This is a genomic window from Croceicoccus sp. BE223 (assembly GCF_031457155.1).
GTDB lineage: Bacteria > Pseudomonadota > Alphaproteobacteria > Sphingomonadales > Sphingomonadaceae > Croceicoccus.
In genome coordinates, this window is sequence record NZ_JAVDWB010000003.1 from 1 (window position 1) to 24,535 (window position 24,535).

At 66.4% G+C, this 24,535-nt stretch carries 21 protein-coding genes and 1 pseudogene; 15 read left to right on the forward strand and 7 right to left on the reverse strand.

Annotation, left to right across the window (positions count from 1 at the left end):
* The 5 genes and pseudogenes from J2X37_RS07475 to J2X37_RS07495 form a co-directional block, all read left to right on the forward strand.
* Positions 1 to 150, forward strand: a pseudogene (locus tag J2X37_RS07475) (phosphotransferase family protein); the annotation flags it as partial.
* Entirely contained in the window at positions 147 to 938 is a 792-nt protein-coding gene (locus J2X37_RS07480) for an enoyl-CoA hydratase-related protein (protein WP_310019584.1), read from the forward strand. The pseudogene J2X37_RS07475 and the gene J2X37_RS07480, both read left to right, overlap by 4 nt.
* Positions 939 to 940: 2 nt before the next feature.
* A complete protein-coding gene (locus J2X37_RS07485; protein WP_310019587.1) occupies positions 941 to 2,101 on the forward strand; it encodes an acetyl-CoA C-acetyltransferase in 1,161 nt (386 codons plus the stop codon).
* The gene (locus tag J2X37_RS07490; RefSeq protein WP_310019590.1) at positions 2,101 to 3,081 is read left to right on the forward strand and encodes a nitronate monooxygenase family protein; all 981 of its coding nucleotides are present in this window, start codon (positions 2,101 to 2,103) and stop codon (positions 3,079 to 3,081) included. Before J2X37_RS07485 ends, J2X37_RS07490 begins: the two co-directional genes overlap by 1 nt.
* Positions 3,082 to 3,084: 3 nt before the next feature.
* Positions 3,085 to 4,167 (forward strand): CaiB/BaiF CoA-transferase family protein, encoded by a 1,083-nt coding sequence (locus tag J2X37_RS07495; RefSeq protein ID WP_310019593.1) that lies wholly within the window; start codon positions 3,085 to 3,087, stop codon positions 4,165 to 4,167.
* Between the two features lies 1 nt (position 4,168).
* Here the strand turns inward: J2X37_RS07495 and J2X37_RS07500 are convergent, their stop codons facing one another.
* The 7 genes from J2X37_RS07500 to J2X37_RS07530 all read right to left on the reverse strand — a co-directional run bounded on the left by J2X37_RS07500 (position 4,169) and on the right by J2X37_RS07530 (position 12,455).
* Complete coding sequence (locus J2X37_RS07500) at positions 4,169 to 4,585, reverse strand: hypothetical protein (protein ID WP_310019595.1); 417 nt, start codon at positions 4,583 to 4,585, stop codon at positions 4,169 to 4,171.
* On the reverse strand, positions 4,582 to 5,607 hold the full coding sequence (locus J2X37_RS07505) for a phosphotransferase family protein (RefSeq protein ID WP_310019597.1): 1,026 nt from the start codon (positions 5,605 to 5,607) through the stop codon (positions 4,582 to 4,584). Before J2X37_RS07505 ends, J2X37_RS07500 begins: the two co-directional genes overlap by 4 nt.
* Before the next feature lie 11 nt (positions 5,608 to 5,618).
* Positions 5,619 to 6,680 (reverse strand): zinc-binding dehydrogenase, encoded by a 1,062-nt coding sequence (locus J2X37_RS07510; RefSeq protein WP_310019599.1) that lies wholly within the window; start codon positions 6,678 to 6,680, stop codon positions 5,619 to 5,621.
* 123 nt (positions 6,681 to 6,803) lie between these two features.
* Positions 6,804 to 7,556: a LuxR C-terminal-related transcriptional regulator gene (locus J2X37_RS07515; protein WP_310019601.1), complete on the reverse strand. Its 753-nt coding sequence runs from the start codon at positions 7,554 to 7,556 to the stop codon at positions 6,804 to 6,806.
* A gap of 124 nt (positions 7,557 to 7,680) precedes the next feature.
* On the reverse strand, positions 7,681 to 7,974 hold the full coding sequence (locus J2X37_RS07520) for a hypothetical protein (protein ID WP_310019603.1): 294 nt from the start codon (positions 7,972 to 7,974) through the stop codon (positions 7,681 to 7,683).
* A 13-nt stretch (positions 7,975 to 7,987) separates the two neighbouring features.
* The gene (locus J2X37_RS07525; RefSeq protein ID WP_310019605.1) at positions 7,988 to 9,895 is read right to left on the reverse strand and encodes a hypothetical protein; all 1,908 of its coding nucleotides are present in this window, start codon (positions 9,893 to 9,895) and stop codon (positions 7,988 to 7,990) included.
* A 142-nt stretch (positions 9,896 to 10,037) separates the two neighbouring features.
* The gene (locus J2X37_RS07530; protein WP_310019607.1) at positions 10,038 to 12,455 is read right to left on the reverse strand and encodes a TonB-dependent receptor domain-containing protein; all 2,418 of its coding nucleotides are present in this window, start codon (positions 12,453 to 12,455) and stop codon (positions 10,038 to 10,040) included.
* Positions 12,456 to 12,819: 364 nt separating this feature from the next.
* Here J2X37_RS07530 and J2X37_RS07535 point away from each other — a divergent pair, with 364 nt between their 5' ends.
* The 10 genes from J2X37_RS07535 (at position 12,820) to J2X37_RS07580 (ending at position 24,527) form a co-directional block, all read left to right on the forward strand.
* A complete protein-coding gene (locus tag J2X37_RS07535) occupies positions 12,820 to 13,515 on the forward strand; it encodes a GntR family transcriptional regulator (RefSeq protein WP_310019609.1) in 696 nt (231 codons plus the stop codon).
* A gap of 329 nt (positions 13,516 to 13,844) precedes the next feature.
* Complete coding sequence (locus J2X37_RS07540; RefSeq protein ID WP_310019611.1) at positions 13,845 to 15,062, forward strand: hypothetical protein; 1,218 nt, start codon at positions 13,845 to 13,847, stop codon at positions 15,060 to 15,062.
* A 4-nt stretch (positions 15,063 to 15,066) separates the two neighbouring features.
* Positions 15,067 to 16,044, forward strand: a complete 978-nt coding sequence (locus tag J2X37_RS07545) for a phosphotransferase family protein (RefSeq protein ID WP_310019613.1) — start codon at positions 15,067 to 15,069, stop codon at positions 16,042 to 16,044.
* 221 nt (positions 16,045 to 16,265) lie between these two features.
* The gene (locus J2X37_RS07550) at positions 16,266 to 17,810 is read left to right on the forward strand and encodes a hypothetical protein (RefSeq protein ID WP_310019615.1); all 1,545 of its coding nucleotides are present in this window, start codon (positions 16,266 to 16,268) and stop codon (positions 17,808 to 17,810) included.
* A 2-nt stretch (positions 17,811 to 17,812) separates the two neighbouring features.
* On the forward strand, positions 17,813 to 18,298 hold the full coding sequence (accB, locus tag J2X37_RS07555; RefSeq protein ID WP_310019618.1) for an acetyl-CoA carboxylase biotin carboxyl carrier protein: 486 nt from the start codon (positions 17,813 to 17,815) through the stop codon (positions 18,296 to 18,298).
* 2 nt (positions 18,299 to 18,300) lie between these two features.
* Complete coding sequence (locus J2X37_RS07560) at positions 18,301 to 19,659, forward strand: acetyl-CoA carboxylase biotin carboxylase subunit (RefSeq protein WP_310019621.1); 1,359 nt, start codon at positions 18,301 to 18,303, stop codon at positions 19,657 to 19,659.
* A 3-nt stretch (positions 19,660 to 19,662) separates the two neighbouring features.
* Entirely contained in the window at positions 19,663 to 21,120 is a 1,458-nt protein-coding gene (locus J2X37_RS07565) for a pyruvate carboxylase (RefSeq protein WP_310019623.1), read from the forward strand.
* Between the two features lie 31 nt (positions 21,121 to 21,151).
* Positions 21,152 to 22,699 carry an AMP-binding protein gene (locus J2X37_RS07570; RefSeq protein ID WP_310019626.1) on the forward strand — a complete coding sequence of 516 codons (1,548 nt, stop codon included), beginning with the start codon at positions 21,152 to 21,154 and terminating at the stop codon, positions 22,697 to 22,699.
* The gene (locus J2X37_RS07575) at positions 22,696 to 23,925 is read left to right on the forward strand and encodes a thiolase family protein (protein ID WP_310019628.1); all 1,230 of its coding nucleotides are present in this window, start codon (positions 22,696 to 22,698) and stop codon (positions 23,923 to 23,925) included. Before J2X37_RS07570 ends, J2X37_RS07575 begins: the two co-directional genes overlap by 4 nt.
* The gene (locus J2X37_RS07580) at positions 23,922 to 24,527 is read left to right on the forward strand and encodes a DUF5134 domain-containing protein (RefSeq protein WP_310019630.1); all 606 of its coding nucleotides are present in this window, start codon (positions 23,922 to 23,924) and stop codon (positions 24,525 to 24,527) included. Before J2X37_RS07575 ends, J2X37_RS07580 begins: the two co-directional genes overlap by 4 nt.
* Positions 24,528 to 24,535: the final 8 nt, after the last annotated feature.

The window sequence follows — 24,535 nt, forward strand, 5'->3', positions numbered from 1 at the left end:
TTCCAGTTCTTCCGGCTTGCCGCCATCTTCCACGGCATCAAGGGCCGCGTCATCCGCGGCACCGCCGCCAACGCCCAGGCTCAGGAGCGCGCCAACGCCTTCCCCCGCCTCGCAACTCTCGCCGCACAGGCCATGGAACGGTGTCGATGACCGACGCGCCCGTCCTCTTCGCGCATGACGGTGACATCGCGACGGTGACGCTGAACCGCCCGAATGCCGGCAACGCGCTGGACCGGGCGTCGGCCGAGGCCCTGCTCGACATCGCGATCCGCTGCGATCTCGATCCGGCAATCCGCTGCGTCGTGGTCAGGGGGGCGGGCAGGCTCTTCTGCGGCGGCGGCGATATCGCCGGGTTTCAAGAGGCGGGCGACGACATCGGCGCCTATCTCAGCAAGCTGGCCGGCGTCCTGCACATGGCCATCGCCCGCCTGATGCGCATGCCCAAGCCCATGCTGGTGGCCGTTCACGGGCCCGCGGCGGGTGCGGGGATGAGCCTGGCCCTTGCCGGCGACTACGTGATCGTCTCGAGATCGGCCAGTTTCAGCACGGCCTATGGCTCGATCGGATTGTCGGCTGACGGAGGCATGACCTGGCTTTTGCCGAGGCTGGTCGGCATGCGCCGGGCGCAGGACCTCTTGCTGACCAGCCGCAAGGTGGATGCCGAGGAAGCCGTGGCGCTGGGACTTGCGACGCGGCTTGTCGATGACGACGCATTCGACCGCGAGGTCGATGCCATGGCCCGCAAGCTGGGGGGCGGACCTGTCAACGCCTTCGCGCGCACCAGGTCGCTGCTGCTCGACAGCACGACCGAGAGCCTCGAGGGACAGCTCGAGCGCGAGGTGCGGATGCTCGCCCAATCGGGGCTCGATGCGGAAAGCAGGGAAGGGCTTGCCGCTTTCACGGACAAGCGCGAACCGCAGTTCAAGGGAGCAAGATGATCATGACCCAAGCCTACATCGTTGCCGCCGCACGCACGGCCGGCGGCCGCCGCAAGGGTGCGCTCGCCGGCGTGCACCCCGCCGATCTGGGCGCCACCGTGCTCGATGCGCTGGTGGCGCGATCGGGGATCGATCCCGCCGTGATCGACGACGTCATCATGGGCTGCGTCACGCAGGCGGGCGAACAGTCGTTCGCGTTCGGCCGCAATTGCGTGCTCGCCTCCTCGCTGCCCGACAGCGTTCCCGCCGTGACCATCGACCGGCAGTGCGGTTCCTCGCAGCAGGCCGTGCAGTTCGCGATGCAGGCGGTGATGTCGGGCACGCAGGACGTGGTGATCGCCGCCGGTACCGAGAGCATGACCCGCGTGCCGATGTTCTCCAACGCCGCGCTCCACGCCAAGGCTGGCATCGGCATCGGTCCGTTTCCGCCCTCGGTGCAGCAGCGCTACGGGGTCGAGACCTTCAGCCAGTTCGTCGGCGCGCAGATGATCGCCGACAAGTACGGCTTCAGCCGCGAGGACATGGACCGCTTCGCCCTTGCCAGCCACCGCAAGGCGGCCGCCGCGATCGAGGCGGGGGCTTTCGTGGACGAGATCGTGCCGGTCGAGACCGAGAACGGCACCTTCGCGCAGGACGAGGGCGTGCGGTTCGACGCGTCGCTGGAAAAGATCGGCTCGCTCGACCCCCTTGTCGAGGGCGGGTCGATCACCGCGGCCAACGCCAGCCAGGTCAGCGACGGATCTTCGGGCGTCCTGATCGTCAACGAAGGGGCGTTGAAACAATACGGCCTGACGCCGATCGCGCGCATCCTTCACGCATCGGTCAGCGCCGGCGATCCGGTCATTATGCTGGAGGAGCCGATTGCCGCGACGCGCAAGGCCCTCGCAAAGGCGGGCATGACGCTGGACGACATCGACCTGTTCGAGGTCAACGAGGCGTTCGCCTCGGTGCCGATGGCTTGGTTGCGGGCCACGGGCGCCGATCCGGCCAAGCTCAACGTCAACGGCGGCGCGATCGCGCTGGGCCATCCGCTGGGGGCGAGCGGGACCAAGCTGCTCACCACGATGATCCACGCGCTGAAGGCTCAGGGCGGACGCTATGGCCTGCAGACCATGTGCGAAGGCGGCGGCATCGCCAACGTCACCATCGTCGAGGCCATGTGATGGCCCTGAAGACGCGCATCACCGAGCTGCTGGGCATCGAGCATCCCGTCGTGCAGGGCGGGATGATGTGGGTAGGCCGGGCCGAGCTGGCGAGCGCGGTCTCGAATGCCGGCGGCCTCGGCATCCTGACCGCGCTGACCCAGCCGACACCGGACGATCTGCGCCGCGAGATCGACCGTTGCCGCGCCATGACCGACAAGCCGTTCGGGGTGAACCTGACCATCCTGCCCAGCGTCAGCCCGCCGCCCTATGCCGAATATCGCAAGGCGATCATCGACAGCGGCATCACCATCGTCGAGACCGCCGGCGGCAAGCCGCAGGAGCATGTGGACGATTTCAAGAGCCACGGCATCACCGTGCTGCATAAGTGCACGTCCGTGCGCCACGCTATCTCGGCGCAGCGGATGGGCGCGGACGTGATCTCCATCGACGGCTTCGAATGCGCCGGCCATCCGGGAGAGGACGACGTGCCGGGCCTCGTCCTGATTCCGGCCGCAGCCGACCGGATCACGGTGCCGATGCTGGCCAGCGGCGGCATCGGCGACGGGCGCGGGCTTGCCGCCGCGCTGGCGCTGGGCGCCGATGGCATCAACATGGGAACGCGATTCTGCGCCACGGTAGAGGCGCCGATCCACGACAATGTGAAGCAGTTCCTCGTCGCCAACGACGAGCGGGCCACCAACCTCATCTTCCGCAAGTTCCACAACACGGGCCGGGTCGCGAAGAACAGCGTCTCGGACGAAGTCGTGGCCATCTCCGCCGCGCCCGACGCCGAGTTCAAGGACATTCAGCCGCTGGTGTCCGGCGCGAAGGGCCGCGTGGCGCTGGAAACGGGCGACCTCGACGCGGGGCTCGTCTGGGCCGGGCAGATCCAGGGGTTGATCCACGACGTTCCGACCTGTGCCGAACTCGTCGCCCGCATCGTCGCCGATGCCGAGGCGATCATCCGCGCGCGGCTGTCGGGCATGCTGGCGGCCTGACCTGTGGCGGAGCGATCGGGACCGCTTGCAGGAATTCGCGTGGTCGAGTTCACCGGCATCGGGCCGGGTCCGCACGCGGCGATGATGCTCGCCGACATGGGGGCCGAAGTGCTGCGCATCGATCGCAAGGGCGGCAATGGCTGGCCCAACACGGTCAACGACCGGGGCCGCGCGGTGATTGTTCTGGACATTCGCAGCGACGAGGGGCGGGAAGCGTGCCTCGAGGTGCTGGATCGGGCCGACGTGCTGCTCGAGGGGTTCCGACCCGGCGTGATGGAGCGGCTCGGGCTGGGCCCGGACGTGGTTCTGGGGCGCAATCCGCGCATGATCTATGGCCGGATGACGGGCTGGGGCCAGGACGGACCGATGGCGCGGCAGGCAGGGCACGACATCAACTACATCGGCCTTTCGGGTGCGCTCGCCGCGATGGGCCGGCCAGGCGAAGCGGCACCAATCCCGCTCAACCTCGTCGGCGATTTCGGCGGCGGCTCGATGCTGCTGGCCTTCGGCATAGCCGCTGCCCTGTTCGAGAGGGAGCGGTCGGGCAAGGGGCAGGTGGTCGATGCCGCCATCGTCGACGGGGTCGGCACGCTGATGTCCTTTTTCGACGGGCTGCGCGACAACGGCACCCTGTCGATCGAGCGTGACCGCAACCTCCTTGGCGGGGCGGCGCCGTTCTACCGTTCGTACCTGTGCGCCTGCGGCGGCGAGATGAGCGTCGGCCCGCTCGAACCTGCCTTCTTCGCCGACATGATCCGCCTGCTGGACATGCCGGAGTTTGCCGACGGCCAGCATCCCGAACGCTGGGACGCGCTGGGCGACGCGTTGACCGCGAAGTTCGCCGGCGGAAGCCGCGCGCACTGGACCGCGCTCTTCGAAGGTTCGGATGCCTGCGTCTTTCCGGTCCTCACGCTCGACGAGGCCGTCGCCCACCCGCAGATCGGCGGGCGCGGCGCTTATGTCGATGTGGACGGCAAGCTCCAGGCCGCACCGGCGCCGCGTCTTTCGCGAACGCCTGGCCGGGCGGGCGGCGGGGCGACCGACGGGGCGGAATTGCTCGCGAGGTGGCGGGCCGGGCCCGGCTAGCTCAGAAGTTCGCCGAGGCGACGCGGCGCGTTTCCATCGTATCGCGCAAGACGGCCCAGATCTCGTCCTCGAGCGCCGCACCGCCCTCGTTTTCCTCGATCGCGGCGTGAAGATCGATGATCCGCGCACGCAGGACTTCGTTCGTGGCGGTCAGCGCCGAGACGCGCAGGTCCGACTGTTCGAGCGGCGCCGGTCCGGCCTCTCCGAGAAAGGCGGCGCACTTGCCAAGCAGGGCGTGCAGCGCCGCGTTTTCCGAATGGAGGCGCGAGGCCGCGACATCCCATTCGTCGGCCAGCATGTCGAGCATGGCGGCGGTCATCGCCGCGTTGCCCGCGCGAAAGTCGGTAAGGTGCGGAACGACATCGGTGCGCAGCATTCCGGCAAGGAAGCGGGTGGCGGCGGGAACGGCGGGCTTCATAGTTTTCCCATGAGTTCGAGGGCGGCACGGTCCTGCGCGTTGCGCAGCCACCAGGCGGCATAGGCGTGGATCACGGTCGGTTCGTCGACCGAAGACCAGGCGTGGACGCAGCTGTCCCAGATCGCCTGTCCCTTGACGCACATCGCCAGTTCCCACCAGCGCATGGCGTGCGGATCGACGGTGAGCCCACTGGCCGCTTCCCAGATGCGGATCGCCTCCTCGCGGGGCGCGACGCCGCTGCGCCGGTCGTCCTTCCCGAAGGAGAAGACGCGCGCCATGCTCCAGGCGAGGTCCTCTAGCGGGTCGCCCATGTGGGCCATTTCCCAGTCGAGCACGGCGATCAGCTTGCCCGCATCGTCGTAGAGGAAATTGCCCGCGCGGTAATCGCCGTGGACCATCGCCAGCTTCTGCGCGGGCGGGGGCGGGTTGCGCCGCAGCCAGCGGATGACGGCACGGATGATCGGTTCGGGGCCGACATCGTTGGCGTCGAGCTGGCCTTCCCAGTGATCGAGTTCCTGCATGGCCGTCGTGGCGGGCGTGGCGTGGGTCATGAACGAGAGGTCGAGATTCTCGCAAGGCACCGCGGCCAATCGGCCCAGCGTCGACCACATCTCGTCTGCGATGCGCGGCAGGCGATCGGCCCAGGCTGGCTCCTGCAACTGGTATTCGCTGTTGTGGAAGCCGCGCAGGTCTTCCGCCAGCGAGATCGCGCCGCCGAAATGCGCCGGGTCTTCTTCGAGCAGGATCATGCGCGGCACGGGAATGCCTTGGCCGTAGATGGCGCGATAGGATTCGTATTCGTGCCGCCGGTCGCTGTCGACATTGCTGAGCGGCGGATCGCGGCGCAGGATCACCCGTTCGCGATGCGCACCGTCGGCGTCGGTATAGGCAAGGTCGAAACGGAACGTTTCGCGCGAGGCGCCCATCGGCAGGCGTTCGAGGTTGCTGGCCGCCACGCCGCTCCAGTCGGGAAAGCGCGCGGCGAGGTAGCTGGAAAGCAGGTCTTCGGTAATCGTCTTCATGATGTGGTCCGTCAGGTCGGGGTGACGAGCAGCTTGACGTCGCCGCCGCCGCCCGACAGCGCGGCAAAGGCGCGGTCGACATCGGCCAGACCGACCTCGCCGGTGACCATCGGCGCCAGCGCCTCCGGCCGGTCGCAGACCATTGCGAAGGCGTCGGCGAAATCGGCCGGGCTGTAGGCGAAGACGAAGCGCACGCTCAGCGACTTCTGCAACAGGAAGGCAGGCTCGATCGGGTCGGTTTCCATGCAGGTGCCGACAGTCACGATCGTCGCGCCCACCGGGGCGGAGCGGGCGATGGCCATGGTCATGCCCGGCTTTCCGACGCAGTCGAACAGGACCGCGCGGTTTCGTTCCTTCGCCTCAGCCGCGCGGGCCATCGTGTCCGACAGGCCGATCGGCAGGCCTTGGCGGTCGAACCACTGGCCGGCGGCGGCCTCGTCGGGCGCGATCGCCATGTCGGCGCCCATGCGTTCGGCCATCGCGCGCCGCGCCGCGTTCGGCTCCACCGCCAGCACCGGGCCCAGGCCCAGCGCCTTCAAACGGGTGATGACGAACAGCCCCACCGGCCCGCAGCCATAGACGGCGATGGCGCAATCCCTGTTCGCGCCGCTTTCGGCCACGGCATGGACGGCAACCGACAGCGGCTCGGTCAGCGCGGCGATGTGGGTGGGAACGTGGTCGGGCACCGCCATGGCGGCATCGGCCTGCACGACCATGCGTTCGGCGAAGGCGCCGTTGTAGCGGTTCGAATACCCGACCAGCTCGACCCCCTGCGGCCCGGTGATGAAGGGAAGCGCGACGAGCCTCTGCCCTCGCACGAAGCCGCCGGAAGGCTCCAGCACCTCGCAGCAGAATTCGTGACCCATCACGACCGGTTTGTCAGGGTCCATGAAGCCACGGAAACCCGCACGGTGCAGCAGGTCGCACAGATGGCCCGAATGGTCCTTGGCATGAAGATCGCTGCCGCAGACCCCGCAAGCCAGCGGGCGGGTCAGCACCAGCCCTTCGGCCGGAACCGGCTCCGCTATATCGGCGAGAGCGAGCTTGCCCTCGGTCATCACCATTGCCTTCATCGACCCATCCCGTCTGGCGCGCTTTCGGCTGCCGTTCCAAGGGGAAAGAGTGGTCCGTCCGGTGCCCGGCGGACAGTGACGGGTTTCCGTTACTACCTTCCCCGCCGCGCCGGATCGGCCGGTCTATTGCCAGGTCGGGCGTTCCATCAACCGGGCCGTCATGGCGGTGCGATTGCGCACGTCGAGCTTGCGGTAGATGCTGCGCAAGTGGTTCTCGACCGTGAATTCGGAGATGCCGACGGTCCACGCGATCTGCTTGTTCTGCTTGCCGTCTCCGACCAGGAGAGCGATTTCGCGTTCACGAGGCGACAGGAGAGCCAGAGCGTCCTGCGCGCTGGCCTGGCAGGGGTTGAGCAGGTGATGCAGGACGTCGAAGCCGCCGCCGCTTTCCAGCACCCGCTGGAACAGTTCGCCGACCACCATCTGCGCGATCGCCCCGGTCTCGTGGGCCAGCCGCTCCATCGGAACGCGCGCGACGCGCTTGCCGACCGGCTTGCAATGCGCGCCGATCACCAGGAACAGGCCCGGCACGACCTGCTGCACCCATGCGCCGACGACGGCGACATCGTGGCTGGCGATGAAGCTGCGGTATTCGTGCGCATCGCCGGCAAGACGGGACAGGCGACGGTCGCCCCAGCGGATCAGGCTTCCGGTGCGATCGTTCGGCGCGACACCGCGGGTGAAGGGATCGTCGGCAAAGACCCGCCCGCTCATGTAGGCATCCTGCGCTTCCGGGCTGACGTTGTGGTGGTACAGGTAGCTCAGTTCGTCGCGGTCCCCGCCGGTGCGATCGCGGATGAAGATCGACATGGTGTCGAGGCCGCAATGATCGACCATGGCGAGACTGCGTGCTGCAATGTCGGTTGAAACCTCCATCGACGATCCTCTCCGCCCCGCATCGATGGGGCATGCCCTGCGCTTCGCTCTTTTTCTGGCGAAATCGTCAGACGATCTAAGCACTCTTACATGATCGACGCAAGGGCCTTGGCGTTCCCGGGCTTTACAGGCCGATCAGTTCGGCAAGACGCGGAACGCTGGATTCGCCGGTCGGATCAACCGACGCCGGGGCGTGCAGGGCACCCCCCGACCATGCGGCGACGAGGCCGGCCAGCAGCACGGTAACGACGACGGTCGACAAGGCCGGACCAGGCCCGCGTCCGCGCAAGTTGTCCACCAGGGTGGGGACCGCGCCATCGTATGGCCCGCGCCGCACCAAGCCCCAGTAGATGCCCCAGCGCCGCAGCACCGCGACCAGCCTCGCGTAGAGATATGCGGCGATGACGCAGCAGATCACGGCGGCGCTCCCGTCAGCCAGCCGGAAGGATCGTCAGGTCGCGACGTTCGGCCAGGGGAACGGAGAAGCGGGCCGTCCCGTCCAACCCGGCAACGAGTGTTTCGCCGGTCTGGATGACCCGATAGCCCTGTCCCGGGCGCAGTCGGCCCAGTCCGAGCTTTGCCTCGACCGGACCTTCGCCCGGCACGAGGACGAGATCGAGCCGCTGTCCATCGGACACCGCGCAGGTGACGACGACGTCGGGATAGGTCGCCTCTGTCAGCAGGGGGCCGGTGCGCCACTTCTCGGGCAGGCCGGTGTTGACCATGTCGCGCACCGTATTGGCGCGGGTCCAGCTGACCGCGTCGGCGACCCCGTCGCCGTACATCCGGTTCATCGTGCGGCGCGTGGCCTCGATCACCGGGTCGTCACCCATCTCCTGCGCCGCCCACAGGGTCATCGTCAGCGGGTTCAGTTCGGGCCACTGTTCGTAGGAGAAATTGGCCGGCTTGCGGGTGTCCCAGCCCAGCGGAAGCAGGTGGAAATCCAGTTCGCCCGCCTCGTTCACCCTGATGAAGTCGCGCTTCATGATCGCCCAGAGCCGCTCGGCCTCGTCGGGCGCATAGGGGGTCATGAAGCGGATGCCCCACGTCTCGCCGAAGAGGCCCGACAGGCTGGGCACGGTAAAGCCGAAGGTCGACGAGGTGCAGACGCGGATGCGCCCGTCGGGCAGCAGCATCTCGTCGCGCATCGTCTGGTCGAAGCGGTCGCCGATCTGGCCGATCATGTCCGTGCCGTGGCGCGCATCGTGCAGCGAAAGCGCGGTGCGGCCGACGAGATTGCACATCGAGTAGATCCAGCGCGGCTCGCACGGAAACCAGCCGTAGTCGTAGCGCTTGTAGTTCTTCACCACCTCGCGCAGCATCGTCTCGTGGTTGTATTCGGCGGCGGTATGCTCGTCGAACCGGAAGGTGAGGGAGCCCGGTTCGCTGAACGGCGAGGTGCCGCTCGACGTTTCGAACAGGCCCAGCGACACGCCGAGGAAGCCGGACAGCATGATGTTGTCGATCTCGACCGGGTTCTTGGAAACCTTGAGGTTGCCCCACAGGCTTTCCCAGTACCAGTAGTTCCAGGTCTTGCGGTCGATGTGCTTGCGGATCAGGTTTTCCTGCGCGGTGTTGAGATAGCCGTGGAACGCGGGAAGCTGGGTGTACTGGCCGAAGGCGAGGTTCCAGCTCATCGTGCAGATCTGGTAGCGCAGCGCGCCGTCCTGCCAGGTGTCGTTGAAGGCGAAGCCTTTCCATTCGTCCACCGGCTGCAGCGCGAGGTCGAGCATGCGGCGATATTCGCCGATCTGGCCCGCCGGCATTTCGGGCGACGCTTCGATCGGCGCCTTGCGCAGGACCGGTTCGATCTTGGCGATAGCAGCGTTGTGCTCGCTCGCGCGCCGGCGGGCAGCGGTGAACTTGCGCCGGCGATCGAGGGCAAGACCGGCATGCAGGCCGATGAAGGCGAGCGGGACGAGGTATTCCATCACCGGCAGGCCGCTGCCGCCTTCGATCCATGCGGCCGACAACAGGGCCGTGCCCACCAGCACGGCAGGCGGGCCAAGCACGACGCCGCGCGCCCACCAGATGAACATGATGACGGCAAAGACCGCGACCGACAGCGCGCCGAGCAGGATGCCCGCGAGACCGCCCGCGAAGAAGAACCCGCCGCCCGGCAGGACGATGCCGAGGCCGAAGGCCTTCCACTGGGCATTCATGCCCAGCACGACCGGCAGCATGCCGGCGATGAAGACCGCGGCCTGCATCAGGTAGAAACGGGCGAGGATCGATCGGGTGATCGGACCGTGCATGCGGCGTATGTCGGGAATGGGCGGGATGGCATCGACGATGCGAGCGCGCGCGATCGGTTGCACGTCCACGGGGGGTGCGGTCATCTGCGTTGCCAAGGCCATTCTCCCGAAAAACCGTTCATCTTCTGATGATTTCGTCAAACGATAGCAGGCGAGACCCTCCAATGCAAAAGCAAAGGGCGGCAGGGTCACCCGCCGCCCCGGAGAGAGCCATCCGTCCTGCGGTTCAGTACCGCCAGCTAACCTGCACGCCGTAAGTGCGCGGCATGCCGGTGAAGCGCGAGATCGAGGCAAGGTTGTCCTGCACGTTCGTCCAATAGAACGTATTCGTGACGTTGCGGACGTATCCGCCCACCCGGATCTTGTCGTCGTTGAAGCGTACGCCCGCCCGAAGGTCGAGGAGGGTATATGCCTTGATGACGTAGCGGTCGTCGGCCGTCACCGTGTCGGTGTCGGTGTTGCTGAGCGCGCTCGTCGTCTTGCTGTTGTAAGTGGCGGACGCGCCGACATATCCGTTGGCCGCCCCGATCGGGAATTCGTAGTTGATGTCGCCGATCGCGGTCAGGTCGGGCGCGTAGGGGAACTTCTGCCCGGCGAAGTCCCGTTCCACGCCCAGTGCGTCGAAGCCGGTGTATTCCTTGATCTTGGTGTCGATGTAGGTCGCACCCGCGCTGATGGTCAGGCCGTCGACGGGTCGCAGGTCGAGCTGGGCCTCGATGCCTTTCACCTCGCTCTTCGGGATCTGGACGAGCGCGTCCAGCGTCACGAAGACCGGATCGGGCTTGCGACCGCGCAGCTGCTTGTTCTTGTAGTCGTAATAGAACGCGGCAGCCGACAGGTTGAACAGGCCGTTGGCGAATGGCGCCTTGAAGCCGGCTTCGTAGGCGGTCACCGATTCCTGTTTGACCGGGGTGTAGCCGCTGTAGCTGGCGACAGACGCGGTCGGGAAGCTGCCCGACTTGTAGCCGCGCGAGACGCGAGCATAGAGCAGGGCGTTGGTGGCGGTCTTGTAGTTCAGACCCGCGTTCCACGAGATGTTGTTCTCGTCGAGTTCGTCGAACAGGGCGGGGCGGAATTGCTCGGGGAAATTCGGCGTGAAGGTCAGGCACTCGCCCTCCTGCACGTCGGTGCCGAAGATGAAGTTCCACCAGTAGGCGGTGCCGCCGCCGAAGTCGTTGGTGCAGCCTTCGAAGTCCCGCTTGCTTTCGGTGTAGCGGGCACCGGCCACGAGATCGAGACTGTCGGTCAGCGCGATCTCGGCGTTGCCGAAGACCGCGTAGTTCTTCACGTCCTGGTCGGAATAATTGAACGTCAGCTGCCCGCGGGGTGCGCCGGGGATGAAGTAGAGCGGGTTCGACGACGGACCCTGGCTGAAGTTGTAGAACAGCCGGTCGAAGGTCTTCGAACTGTCGTAGTTCGCGCCGAGGATGAAGTTGCCCCAGGCATAGTCGCCGGAGACCCGGACTTCCTGCGAGAAGGTCTTGATGTAACCGCTCGTGTTCGTGTCGACGGTGGCATAGATCGTGCCGTCGAAGTCCTGCACAGAATCCGTCTTGTAATCGGAGTAGGCGGTGATCGAGGTCAGGGTCAGCGCTTCGTTCAGATCCACGTCGATCCGCGCGCTGAGCTGGTAGAAGCGGTCGTCGCGCTGCAGCGGACGGCTTTCGGCGGTGCGCACCGAGTAGTCGCGCAGGCTGTAGTCCTCGGTCGCGTCGTACTGGCTGTAGTCGCGCAGGTTGCCGTAGCTCCAGTCGGCGGCGCGGGCGTTGCGCGGGGCGGGGGTGTAGTTGCGGAAGGCTTCGGCGTCGGGGCTGCTGCAGGTCGATGCGGTGTTGGTGCCGCAAGAATCCTCGATAAGCTGCGCCGCCTGGGTATCGCTCTTGTCCTTCCAACCGTTGGCATTGAGCATGACGCGGATCGCGCCGCCCTTGTCGAATTCGAGCTGCAGGCGGCCCTGCAGCTTGTCCTGCGAACCCAGCGTGTCGTCGCGGGTATAGCTGTACTGCCAGTCGTCGGACTGGATCGTGCGGGCCGACAGGCGGGCGTTGATGCCCTCTGCCAAGGGGCCCGAAATGAAGCCCTGCACATCGAGGGTGTTGAAACGCCCGAAGCTGAGGTCGACGCCCGCGTCGAACGTGTCGGTCGGCTTGTTGACGATGTAGTTGATCGCGCCGCCGGTGGTGTTCTGGCCGAACAGCGTGCCTTGCGGCCCCTTGAGCACTTCGACGCGCTGGATGTCGAAGGCGACACCGCGCGTCGTGGCACTGAAGGGAAGCGCGACTTCGTCGGTGTAAACCGCGACCGTCGGCGCCGCCGACAGCGTGGTTTCATAGAAACCGATGCCGCGCAGGGTATAGACCGGGGTGTTGAACGGCGAAGGCTGAACGGTGAGGCCCGGCACGATCTTGCCGAGGTCGGTCGGGGAATCGATGCCCTTCAGGGTCAGGTCCTCGCCCGACTGAACGGTGATCGAGAGGCCGACATCGTTGATGGCCTGCTCGCGCTTGTTCGCAGTGACGATGATCTCGTCGTAGCGGCCCGCCTGTGCGTCGCTTTCGGCAGCGGCATCCTGCGCCATGGCGGGCGCGGCCAGCATCGCAATCGCGGAAATCGCCGTGCACGCGAGCAGTCGATAGGTTTTCATCACCGATCCTCCCCTAATTCCGGGCGACGCGCGCAGATCGGCGCGGGTGCCGCCACGTACTGATCGTTCAAGTTGGAATGTCGGGGACAGCCCCCGCATCCTCTCTCCGCGAAGGCCGGCATATTTCTGGACGGTCCTTCGATCGAGGGGATAGGCCCAAATCGGGTCGCCCGTCAATATCGTCGGACGATTTTATCTCACTATCGCTGCACCCGCGCGGTCTGGTCAAGTCTTAAGCTGGCCACACTCGATACAAAAACGTTCGATGAAATCCGCGGGCGAGTTTGTTCATTGACCGGTGCAGGTGCATGAAGTTACTAGAAACGCGAAGCGACCGGCCAATCGGGTCGCCAGCGGGGATGCCGTGACACAAGTCCTGAAAGAGACCATCGACGCCGACACCGACAAGGGTTCGGCCAGCGACCGGGTAGCCGCCGCGATCGTCAAGGACATCAGGATGGGCCGGCTGGTTCCGGGTCAGCATCTTCTCGAACCCGAATTGACGGGCCGCCTGGGCATCAGCCGCGGTTCCCTTCGCGAGGCGCTGAAGCATCTCGCCGCCGACGGCATCGTCACGCTCAGTCGGTTTCGCGGGGCTTATATATCCACGCTCGACCGCAAAGCGGTCTACGACCTGCTCGACACGCTGGAGCCGCTGGCCCGATTGGCCGCGCGCAAGGCGGCGGAAAACAACCGCAGCGCCAAGATGTCGAAGGAACTGCGCAATTCGGCCATGCGGCTCGAGGAGTTGCAGGCATCGGGCAAGCGCGGCGATTACCTGACCGAACGGCGCTACTTCTATGACCTTCTGATCGAAATGGGCGGTAACGGCGAACTGGCGCGGGTCATCCCGCTGTCGCGCGCCGACCTTTTCCGCGCACAGGTCGAGACTCGTCAGAACGAGGCGCAGCGCCGCAAGCACGCCGAAGGGTATAGATTGATCGCCGAAGCGGTGACGGCGGGCAATGTCGGCGACGCGGATCGATTGATGGGCGAGCATTTCGCGGGAACGCGGGTGACCATGGACCAGTTGGCCGACGAGGTCTTCCCCGCCGCCTGAGCAGTGGCTGCGCAAAGCTCCGCTTCATCGAAAACCGAACAGCCCGGTCAGCGTAAAGGCCGGGCATTTTCGTGCGTGCCGCATGGTCGGTCCCGACTCGTGTTCGGCAGCGCAAGCGACTCGCGTTCGATTGCTTGCGTTCGAGACGATGCGGCGCTTCCGCGCATCAACCAACCCCGAATACCAAGTTCGCTCCAACGCCGCAGAAATCCGGCTTTGGCACTTCCAAAGGACATCACGCGCAATTTAGCTAGACGAAATCGTCCGACACATTTAAGCAGGCAGGCAAGAGGCGGCCGCCAGGCGGACCGCACCGATGGGAGAGCACCATGACTGTTTACAACGGGTTTGGCGGGAATCAGCCGATCAGGTTCATCCGCAACGAGATGGACGACATCGGCATGCTCACCGCGCTGGACGAGCTGCTGAACCACCAGATCGTCGATACCCACGCCACCGTCTCCACTTCGGAACAGAGCTGGACCGAGAAGATCTGGACTGCGATCGTGCGCAAGGACGGTACGATGGGCATCGATTTCGGCCTTGGCCGCTATCACAACCGCGGCGTGCTCGACGGTTGGGCGGCAGTGTCCCGCGGGTCTGAGCAGTGGACGGTGCGTGCCAATCGCGAACTGCGCGACGATCCCGGCTGCACCGAAGTCGGCCCGCTGCGCTACGAGATCATCGAGCCCCTGCGCAAGGTCCGCTACGTCTGCGAGAAGAACGACGCGCAGCCCATCGCCTTCGACATCACTTTCACCGCCGAAATGCCGCCGTTCTTCGAAAATCGCCACAAGCAGCGCGAGCGTGACGGTTTTCGCGTCGGGTCCGACGTGGTACGCTATCACCAGATCGGCGTGCCCAGCGGCTGGGTCGAGATCGAGGGCGAGCGGACCGAGATCAAGCCCGAGGAATGGACCGAATACCGCGACCATTCGTGGGGCACCCGCCTCGACGTCGGCGCGCACAATGCCGACGTGAAGCCCAGTTCCAACTTCGGCGACGTGAAGTTCGGCGAGGGCGAGTTCGTGCTGGTGTGGAGCCCGTTCATGCTGGTCCAGCCCAATGGCGAGAAGCACGCCTACCACTTTTACTACATGTCGAAGCAGGGCCGAATCTTCTACTCCTCGGGCTATCTCAACCGGCCCGACGGCACGCAGGAAACGGTAGCCCGCGTCACCCCCGAACTGCGCTACGACGACCGCACCCGGCGCCTGCTGGGCGGCAAGGTGCACTTCGACATGCTGCAAGGCGGCACCCGCACCGTCGACATCGAGGTCATGGGCACGTCGGGCGTCCACCTCGGTCCCGGCCTCTACCTTGGCTTCGACGGGCGCAAGCACGGTTCGTGGCACGGTCCGCTGACCATCGAGGGCGAATACTTCGGCGACACCATGGACCGCACCACGCTGGAGCGTATCCGCCAGCTGCGTGACTGTCCGATCCGGGTGACCGAGGGCGACGCGGTCGGCTACGGCATCATGGAGACTATCATCCATGGCGAGCACCCGGAACTCGGCCTGACCGCCGCGAACTCGCTGGTCTGATCCGGTGGCGCGCGATACGGAGCGGCTTGCCGCAGGGCTGCGCAGCTGGCTCGACCGGGGCGATGCGATCACCGGCGTCAGGGTGCTGTCCGCCGGCCATTCGAACGAAACCTATTTCGTCGAGGGCCTGAACGAGGTCCTGCGGATGCCGCCGTCGAAGGAAGGGCTGCTCCCTCCCTACGACATGGTACGCCAGCACGAGGTGATGTCCGCGGTGGCGGATCATTCCGCCGTACCGATGCCGCCGATGCTGGAACTGTGCACCGACCCCGATGTGCTCGGCGATCCGTTCTTCCTGATGGGCGCGGTTCCGGGCGAAGCGTTCGAATACGCCGTTCCCGAATGGCTCGCGTCCGATCCGGTGAACGGTGCGGACTCGGTCTGCCGGCAGTGGTTCGACGCGCTTGGCGAATTGCACAACATGGACCCGGCGCAGATGCCGCCGGGCGGACGCAGCGTACCCGGGGAAATCGCATACTGGCTCGACGTGGCACGCGGCAGCGAGGCAATGCCCTCGCTGATCGCGATCCTCGAGGATCTCGATCGCAATCCGCCGCGCACGACGGGGCCGGCAACGCCCGTCCACGGCGACCCCAAGCACGGCAATTGCCTGTGGTCGGACGGCAGGCTGACCGCCTTTCTCGACTGGGAAATGGCGCAGGTCAGCGAACCGATGCTCGATCTGGGCTACGTCCTGATGTTTCACGACCAGGGCGAGGCATCGCTGGCCGATGCCGGCTTCGACCTGCCCGGCTGGTGGTCCTGTGACCGCATGGTCGAGGAATGGGAAAAGCGCACCCGGCGCACCGCGGTCGACGTGATGCGCTACGCCGTGCTGGGCCAGGCCAAGGTCTCGGCCATCATCTCGGTCGGCGCTTTCCTGTTCCGTACCGGGCGCATCCAGGATCCCCGTTTTGAGGGGTTCGCCAAGGTTCTTCCGGCCTATGTCCGGTTGCTGGAACAACGGGCCGAACGCGCCTGAAATCGCTCCCCGCCCCTGCGGGCGGGGGGCCATTGACGGAAATCCACCAGATGCGCACCTGGCCAAATCCGGCCATGATCGCGTCGAAATCTGCACATTTTCGTCAGACGATTTTGATCTACCACCTATTGCGGGACGTGCCGGTTCTGGTATGACGAGACGAGACGACGACCGGGCGAAATGCACCGGCAACGGGATGGAAGAGAGGGTCTGGGTGCCGCATGCTTGATTATGTCCGCTTGTTGGAGGCGAACAACGCCATCCAGTCGATCGGCGACGACACCTACTGGCTGTGCGTCACCCGCACGGTGCAGGAATCGAAACTGTTCCCCGTGCCGTCCTACATGCTGCTGTCGTACCTGTGCTGCTACTACCGCTATCCCGAACTTCTGCGAAAAGTGGAGAGCAAGGTCCGCGCCGAGGAGCTCGGCGACCGCAGCCGCGCACTGGGCATGAAGCTCGGCAGCCTGCCGGGCTGGGGCCTGCCGACGTTCTACCTGCTGGGCCGCGAGATCCTCATCAACTTCGGCCTGCTGACCCCGGCGGACAATGCCGAAGACGTCGCCTATGTCATGGACTTCTGGCGCCGCTTCAAGCTCGCGCAGCAGCGAGAGGACGGGCACATCAACGCCCGCGAATTCGGCCAGCGGGTGCAACTGCTGCCCGAACACCGGATCAAGCGGTTCCACGCTGACCTGCACCGCTGCAAGGCGGGCGACCGGCTGCACGAACAGGCGCATGGGTTCCTGGCTGCGGTGTCGCAGTACGGATTTCTGGTGTCGTGCGAAAGCCGCTGCACGCTCAACAATTCGGGGCCGTACAAGCTGGGCGACGATCGCGAGATGATCGTGCGCGAATTCACCGACCTGTCGCGCGGCGACTATCCGTGGCTCGACGGCATCGCCGACGACATTCCGTTCAACAACCTGACCGTCACGATGGAAGCGACCGGCTGTCACTTCTACCTGATGGACGACTGGGGCAGCTTTGAAAGCCGCCCGGAATTCACCGCAGAGGCGGTCACCGGGGTCGGTCTCTACACCTCCGACGCGCTGTCCGACGGGTATGAACCGGTGGGCATGGGATCGGCCGAGGAACTGGCCGACACCTTCGAGAGCCTGACCGCGAAGATCCGCGCCGCCACGGTGGAGCTGTGGAAGAAGATGGCCGGCTGGTCGCGCGACCAGATGATGGACGCGGGCGCGCTGGTCTATTTCTCGCTGATCAAGGACTTCGCGCATCTCGCCGGGGTTTACGACGCCGACGACTGGATGAAGATCGACCCGCGCGCCGACCGTTTTCGTGCGCTGTTCAACGACCAGTTCGGGCGCGATTTCCTGGGCGAGATGGTGGGGCTGGTCAGCCTGCCCAGCCAGCGGCTGCACGACTATGCGATGATGCGCCATACGAACGAGCCGAAGCGCTACATCTCCCACATACCCTATTCGGTGCTCGATCGTCCGCCGCCGAGCGAAAAGCTGGAGCCGATCGGCGAAGGCGTCCTGCACATGCCGGAAAAGACGGGCGATTACCGCACGACGCAGGGGATGCTCTCGCTCCACGAATACAACCGCCGCGCCGCCGCGATGAGGCCGGTGCAGATGGAGCCGGACTTGCGCTTCACCTGCGACACGACGGTCAAGTGGGCGCCCGAGGGCGATTTTGCGGTGGAACGCATGGTGCGCGACGAATGGAAGAATTGCCCGGCGCTGAAGGACGCGCCGAGCACGATTACGCGCGACGAAATCGAACGGCGGAGGGGCTGAGCGTGGCCAAGGACAATTTCACCGATCTCGAACAGCTTCTGGCCGAGTTCGAGGCATCGGACCTGACCGAACTGCACGTCCGGCACGGGGATCTGGAAATCTTCCTGTCCAAGGACGCCGACGCGGCGGGCCTTGGCGGCGGGCCGGTGCAGGTTTCAACCGCGAAGGCTCCGGTCAAGGCAGGCAAGGCTGCGAACCCTTCGGCGGCAACCGCATCCGCGGCCCCGGCGGTGGAGATCCCCGAAGGTGCGGTTATCGTCCGCGCGCCCTATCTCGGCACCTTCTACCGCTCGCCCAAGCCCGGCGCGCCGTCCTATGTCGAGATCGGTCAGGACGTTTCCGACGAGACCGAGATGTGCCTTGTGGAGGTGATGAAGCTGTTCACCGCGGTCCGCGCCGGGTGCAGCGGCAAGGTGGCCGCGATCCTCGTCGACGATGGCGCGATGGTCTCGGCCGACCAGCCGCTCTTTGCCGTGATGCCGGCCTGACCATGGCCCTCAAGCGCGTCTTCGTCGCCAACCGGGGCGAAATCGGCCTGCGCATCGTGCGCGCCGCCCACGCCCAGAACATCGAGGCGGTCATCGGCGTGTCCGATGCCGACAAGGCCGGCCTCGGGGCCCGTGAAGCCGACCGCGCTGTCGTGCTCGGCCCCGGTCCCGCCGCGAAAAGCTACCTCGACGCCAAGCTTGTCGTGCAGGCCGCGCTCGCCACGGGCTGCGACGGGTTGCACCCCGGTTACGGCTTCCTGTCCGAACGTGCCAAACTTGCGCGTTTGTGCGCGCAGCACGGCATCGCCTTCGTCGGCCCTGAGGCGGACGTCATCGACGGGCTGGGCGACAAGCTGCGCGCCCGCGAAATGGCGCGCAAGGCGGGCGTGCCGCTGGTTCCCGGCACCGACGAGATCGCCAGCGCCGCCGATGCGGTGAAGGCGGCGGAACATGTCGGCTACCCGGTCCTGCTCAAGGCGTCGGCCGGCGGTGGCGGGCGCGGCATGGTGATCGCCCGCAACCCGGCAGAGGTCGAGGCGGGCTTCGCCAAGGCAAGCGCCGAGGCGCTGGCCGCGTTCGGCGACGGCACCCTCTTCATGGAACGCTTCGTGCCGGAGGCGCGGCACGTCGAAGTCCAGCTTATGGGCGACGGGCAGGGCGGCGTGCTCCACTTCGGCGAACGCGACTGTTCGGTCCAGCGCCGCTACCAGAAACTGGTCGAGGAAGCGCCTTGCGCGGCCATGCCCGACCACTTGCGCAAGCAGTTGCACAAGGCGGCCTGCGATCTTGCCGCCAGCGTCAAATATCGCAACGCCGGCACCGCCGAGTTCCTGTTCGATGTCGCGCGCGAGGAATTCTACTTCATCGAGGTCAACGCCCGCATCCAGGTCGAGCACCCGGTCAGCGAGATGATCTCGGGCGCAGATCTCGTGCAGGAACAGCTTCGCATCGCCGGTGGCGCGGCACCTAGCCTGACGCAGGACCAGATCGACCTCACCGGCCACGCCATCGAATGCCGCATCAACGCCGAGGACTGGCAGCGCGACTTCATGCCCGTTCCCGGCACCGTCACCCGCTGGCGACCGCCGTCGGGCGAGGGCGTCCGGCTCGACAGCCACATCTACGAGGGCGCGACGATCCCGCCATACTACGACAGCATGGTCGGCAAGCTCATCGTCCACGGCAAGGACCGCACGCAAGCGGTCGAGCGGCTGCAGAACGCGATCGCCGATTTCGAGGTGGAGGGCGTGCCGACGACGCTGCCGCTCCACGCCAAGATCGTCGCCCATCCCGATTTCATCGCCAATCGCATCCATACGCGGTGGCTCGAACAGACCGTCCTGTCGGACGGGACGGAGTAACCCATGGCCCATATCAAGTTCCTCGACGAGACCATGCGCGACGGTCAGCAGAGCCTGTGGGGCATGAAGATGCAGGCCGGGATGGCGCTGCCGGTCACCCCGATCATCGACCAGACCGGCTACGAGACGATCAGCCTGGCCGGTTCGTCGATCCACGAAGTGCTGATCAGGAAGTGCCAGGAGGATCCCTGGGCCAGCCTCGACATGCTGGTCGAATCGATGCCGGAAACGCCGATCCGCGCCGGTTGCCGGTCGAACGGCTCGGTGACCTTCGGTTTCACGCCCGACGCCCTGATGGACCTGTGGGTCGAACGCCTGTGCGTTCACGGCGTGCGCAGCTTCTGGCTCTACGACGTGCTCTTCAACATCGAAAAGATGCATCGGCTGGCCAGGATCGCGAAGGGTCACGGCTGCAAGGTGGCGGGCACGATGCTGTTCACCCTGTCGCCGGTTCACACCGACGAATACTACGCCGACAAGGCGGACAAGCTTTCGGCCCTGCCCGACGTGGACAGTCTCTTGCTCTACGACACCGGCGGCGTGCTCGACCGGGATCGCATCTCGAAACTGGTGCCCGCCATCGTCGCGAAATCGCGCGGTAAGCCGATCGAGATGCATGCCAACAACATGCTGGGCCAGTCGGCCAAGAGCTACATGGACGCGATCGAGTTCGGCGTGACCGTGCTGCACACCGCGGTGCGCCCGATGGCCAACGGGCCGTCGATCCCGTCGATCGAGATCATGACCAGGAACGTCGAGATGATGGGCCACACCCACAACATCGATGTCAGCAAGCTGAAGCCGGTGGCCGATCATTTCGAACGGGTCGGCAAGGCGGCGGGATTCCTCGTGAACCAGCACTTCGAGTACGACGTGACCGCGCTCAGGCACCAGATCCCGGGCGGCATGATGGGCACGCTGCGCACGCAGTTGAAGGAACAGGCCATGGAGGAGAAGCTCCCCGAGGTGCTGGCCGAAGTCGCCAAGGTGCGCCGCGAGCTGGGCTATCCCGGCATGGCGACCCCGTTCGCGCAGCTTGTCGGCACGCTGGCGGTGCTGAACATCGTGACCGGCAAGCGCTATTCGGTGATCCCCGACGAGGTGATCCAGTATGCCGCCGGTTTCTACGGCGATCCGGTGGCCCCCATCGATGAAAACGTGATGGACCAGATCATGTCGATGCCGCGGGCAAAGGAACTGGTCGCAAATCCGCCTGAACAGCCCGACGTTGCCGAACTGCGCCGCCGCCACGGCACGGGAGAGGACGACGACGAACTGATCCTGCGCGCGCTGGTGCCGGCATCCGACATCGAGCAGATGCGCAAGTCCGGCCCGCCCGCGCGCGACTATCCGATGCTGTCCTCGCCGGAACTGGAGCAGGTGTCGCGCCTGATGAAGATCGCGAAGACCCCGCTCGTCCAGCTCCGCTCGGAGCAGTTCGACCTCACCATGCGCCTGTGACCCGTGCGGTGCTGACGGGGCGGATGCTGCGATGCGGATGATCGACTTCTTCGACCGGGGTGCGCGCATTGCGGCGCATCGCCCTTGCCTCGTGACCGATGACGGCGCGCGCACTTACGCCGAAGTCGCCGCGCAGTCGCGGCGCATCGCCAACATGCTGGTTGCCGACGGCTTTGCCCCCGGTGCCCACGCCGCGGTGCTGAGCGGCAATGCCCCCGTCGCGTTCGAGGCGATCCTGGGCATCCTGCGCGCCGACGGGGTCTGGGCGATGGCCAATCATCGCGCCGGCGTGGCAGAGAACGCGTACCTGTTCGATCTGCTCGACATCGATACCGTGTTCGTCGCGCAGGAGGTGGCCGACCGGGTGCCGACCTTGCGCGAACAGTGCCCGCGCATCCGCCGTTTCATCGCGCTCGACGGGCCGGTGGACGGCTGCGACTACGAACTGGCGGTCCGCGCCACCGACGATGCGCCCGTGCGACAGCGGCGCGAAGGGCTGGACAGGGAGCTCGCCTTTCTCGCCAACACCGGCGGGACGACCGGGCGGTCGAAGGGCGTGATGCTGTCGAACGGCAACTGGCAGGCGCTCGTCTCCAGCCTCGTCGCGTCGATGCCGATGAAGGTCCCGCCGGTGAATTGCGTTGCCGCGCCGATGACCCATGCCGCCGGGCCGCTGGCGCTGGCCAGCATGGCGCTGGGCGGAACGGTGGTGGTGCTGCCCAGGTTCGAGCCCGAAGCGGTGCTGCGCGCGATCGAGGCACACCGCGTCACTTACATGTTCCTGCCGCCGACCGCGATCTACATGCTGCTCGACCACCCGGGGGTGGAGGACTTCGACCTCTCCAGCCTCGAATACATCTCTTACGCCGGGGCGCCGATGGCGCTCGAACGGCTGAAGCAGGCGATCCGCGTGTTCGGCCCGGTAATGAACGCCAGTTTCGGCCAGACCGAGGCGCCGATGTGCGTCACCGCCATGCCGCCGCACGAACACCTGAACGCGGCGGGCGAACTGGCGCATCCGGGTAGCTGCGGGCGGCCCAACCTGCTTTCCATCGTCGAGATCATGGACGACGACGGCACCATCCTGGGGCCGGGCGAGCGCGGCGAGATCGTCGTGCGCGGGCCGCTGGTCATGCAGGGATACTACAAGAACCCCGAGGCGACGGCGGAAGTATCGACCCACGGCTGGCACCACACCGGCGACGTCGGCGTGCGGGACGAGGACGGCTGGTTCTATGTCGTCGACCGCAAGAAGGACATGATCATTTCGGGCGGGTTCAACGTCTACCCCGCCGAGGTGGAGGACGCCCTGCTCGCCCATCCCGACATCGCGCAATGTGCGGTGATCGGCGTTCCGCACGAAAAGTGGGGCGAGGAAGTCGTCGCCTTCGTCGAGACGCAGGGCGGGCGCGCGCTTGACGATGCCGCCGTCGCCGCCTTTGCCCGCGACCGGCTCGGCCCGGTAAAAGCGCCCAAGTCGATCACCCGGGTCGACGCGCTGCCGCGCACCAATGCCGGCAAGATCAGCCGCGCCGAACTGCGCAAGCCATTCTGGGAAGGGCAGGGAAAGACGATATGAGCGCAAAGGCCCTGATCCTCGGCGTCGGGATGACCCCCTTCGGGCGGCACATGGACCGCACCCATACCGACCTTGCGCAAGAGGCTGCGCGGCTCGCGCTGGCCGATGCCGGGGTGGCGGCGGCGGATGTCGACAGCACCGTCTATGCGACCGTGGTGCAGGGCTTCTTCTCGGGCGAAATGTCGATTCCCAGCCAGTTCGCGCTGCGCCCGCTGGGCATTTCGGGCGTGCGCACGCTGACCGTGGAGGCGGCTTGCGCCAGTTCGACCATCGCGCTGCATCAGGCGATCCAGCAGGTAGAGGCGGGGATCAGCGATGTCGCGCTCGTGGTCGGCGTCGAGAAGCTCTACACCACCGACAGGGAAAAGCGTTTCGCGGTGTTCCAGCAGCCGCTCGATATCGCGCTGGCCAAGCAATACGTCGAGGAGACTAAGCCGCTGCTCGAACCGGCGCCGCCCGGCCTGGACGGACCGGGGCCGAATGCGCTGATGGACGCCTACGCGGCGCAGGCGCGGCTGCACATGAAGACATACGGCACCACGCAGCGCCAGATCGCGGCGGTGTCGGCCAAGAACCACGCGCATTCGGTCCACAATCCGCTTTCGCAATACCGCGAGGCGATGAGCATCGAGGAGGTGCTGGGCGCGCCGGTCGTGTCGTGGCCGCTGACCGTGCCGATGTGCGCGCCGATCAGCGACGGGGCGAGCGCGGCCGTGGTCGTGGCCGAGAGCTTTGCCAGGCGCATCGGCGAAGGCCGCGCCGTCCGGGTGCGAGCCTGGGGCTCGCGCACCGGCACGGACCGTGCGCCCGACGATTACGCGCACCACGTGACGAGGATCGTCGCGGCATCGGTGTTCGACCGGGCCGGCCTGTCGCCGGCGGACTGTCACCTTGCCGAAGTGCACGACGCGAGCTCGATCGGAGAGATCCTGCAGGTCGAAGGGCTCGGCCTGTGCGGCCCAGGTGAGGCGGGACCCGCGGCCGAACGCGGAGAGCTGTCGCTTGGCGGACGGATCCCGGTCAACGTATCGGGCGGGCTGGTGTCGAAGGGGCACCCCCTGGGCGCGACGGGAACGGGGCAGATCCACGAACTCGTCACCCAGCTGCGCGGCGATGCGGGCGCCCGGCAGGTCGACGGCGCGCGGATCGCGGTGGCCGAGAACTCCGGCGGCTTCTACGGCGTGGAGGATGGCATGTCGGCGGTCACGATCCTCGAAAGGGCATGACCGGCTCGCTGCCGTTCACGATCGTCTTCGCCGCTGCTGCGGCCTTCAGCCTTTACGAACTGGCCCGGCCTGCCGCGCGGGTGCGATCCTACTTGGCCGACAGGGAAGCGCATGCCGCCCACGTCCTGATGAACGCGTCGATGGCGGCGATGGCCGCGCCCTTCTGGGGCCTGGCGGCAGAGCGGGTGACGTTCTGGGTGCTGGTTGGCGGCACCGGCGTGTTGGCCGCTCGCTTTGCGGCGGCGCTGGCGCGGGGCAGGGCCGCCGAGGCGGGCGGTTCGGCCTATCACGCGCTGGCGATGGCGGCGATGATCTATGCCCTGTTGCTGATGCCCGCGGCTGGGGCGATGGATCCCTCGATGGCCGGGGACATGGCCGGCCACGCGATGCACCATGCCGCCCCGCAAAGAACACCGGTCGCCGCCATCCTTGCCGCCATCTTCGCGATCGATGCCGCGGCAACGGTGGTCTTCGCCTTCGCCATGCCGGGCAGGCTCATCGATCCGGACGCACCGGACTATGCCGCACAGAGGACCGAACTGAGGCGCTCGGCCATTCCGCACGTCATCATGGATGCCGGCATGATCGCGATGCTAGTCTAGATGCGCGC

Coding starts and splice junctions, on each gene's coding strand:
- J2X37_RS07480 (WP_310019584.1), top strand. CDS start 147: ATGACCGACGCGCCCGTCCTCTTCGCGCATGACGGTGACATCGCGACG.
- J2X37_RS07485 (WP_310019587.1), top strand. CDS start 941: ATGACCCAAGCCTACATCGTTGCCGCCGCACGCACGGCCGGCGGCCGC.
- J2X37_RS07490 (WP_310019590.1), top strand. CDS start 2,101: ATGGCCCTGAAGACGCGCATCACCGAGCTGCTGGGCATCGAGCATCCC.
- J2X37_RS07500 (WP_310019595.1), bottom strand. CDS start 4,585: ATGAAGCCCGCCGTTCCCGCCGCCACCCGCTTCCTTGCCGGAATGCTG.
- J2X37_RS07505 (WP_310019597.1), bottom strand. CDS start 5,607: ATGAAGACGATTACCGAAGACCTGCTTTCCAGCTACCTCGCCGCGCGC.
- J2X37_RS07510 (WP_310019599.1), bottom strand. CDS start 6,680: ATGAAGGCAATGGTGATGACCGAGGGCAAGCTCGCTCTCGCCGATATA.
- J2X37_RS07515 (WP_310019601.1), bottom strand. CDS start 7,556: ATGGAGGTTTCAACCGACATTGCAGCACGCAGTCTCGCCATGGTCGAT.
- J2X37_RS07525 (WP_310019605.1), bottom strand. CDS start 9,895: ATGACCGCACCCCCCGTGGACGTGCAACCGATCGCGCGCGCTCGCATC.
- J2X37_RS07530 (WP_310019607.1), bottom strand. CDS start 12,455: ATGAAAACCTATCGACTGCTCGCGTGCACGGCGATTTCCGCGATTGCG.
- J2X37_RS07540 (WP_310019611.1), top strand. CDS start 13,845: ATGACTGTTTACAACGGGTTTGGCGGGAATCAGCCGATCAGGTTCATC.
- J2X37_RS07550 (WP_310019615.1), top strand. CDS start 16,266: ATGCTTGATTATGTCCGCTTGTTGGAGGCGAACAACGCCATCCAGTCG.
- J2X37_RS07560 (WP_310019621.1), top strand. CDS start 18,301: ATGGCCCTCAAGCGCGTCTTCGTCGCCAACCGGGGCGAAATCGGCCTG.
- J2X37_RS07565 (WP_310019623.1), top strand. CDS start 19,663: ATGGCCCATATCAAGTTCCTCGACGAGACCATGCGCGACGGTCAGCAG.
- J2X37_RS07570 (WP_310019626.1), top strand. CDS start 21,152: ATGCGGATGATCGACTTCTTCGACCGGGGTGCGCGCATTGCGGCGCAT.
- J2X37_RS07575 (WP_310019628.1), top strand. CDS start 22,696: ATGAGCGCAAAGGCCCTGATCCTCGGCGTCGGGATGACCCCCTTCGGG.
- J2X37_RS07580 (WP_310019630.1), top strand. CDS start 23,922: ATGACCGGCTCGCTGCCGTTCACGATCGTCTTCGCCGCTGCTGCGGCC.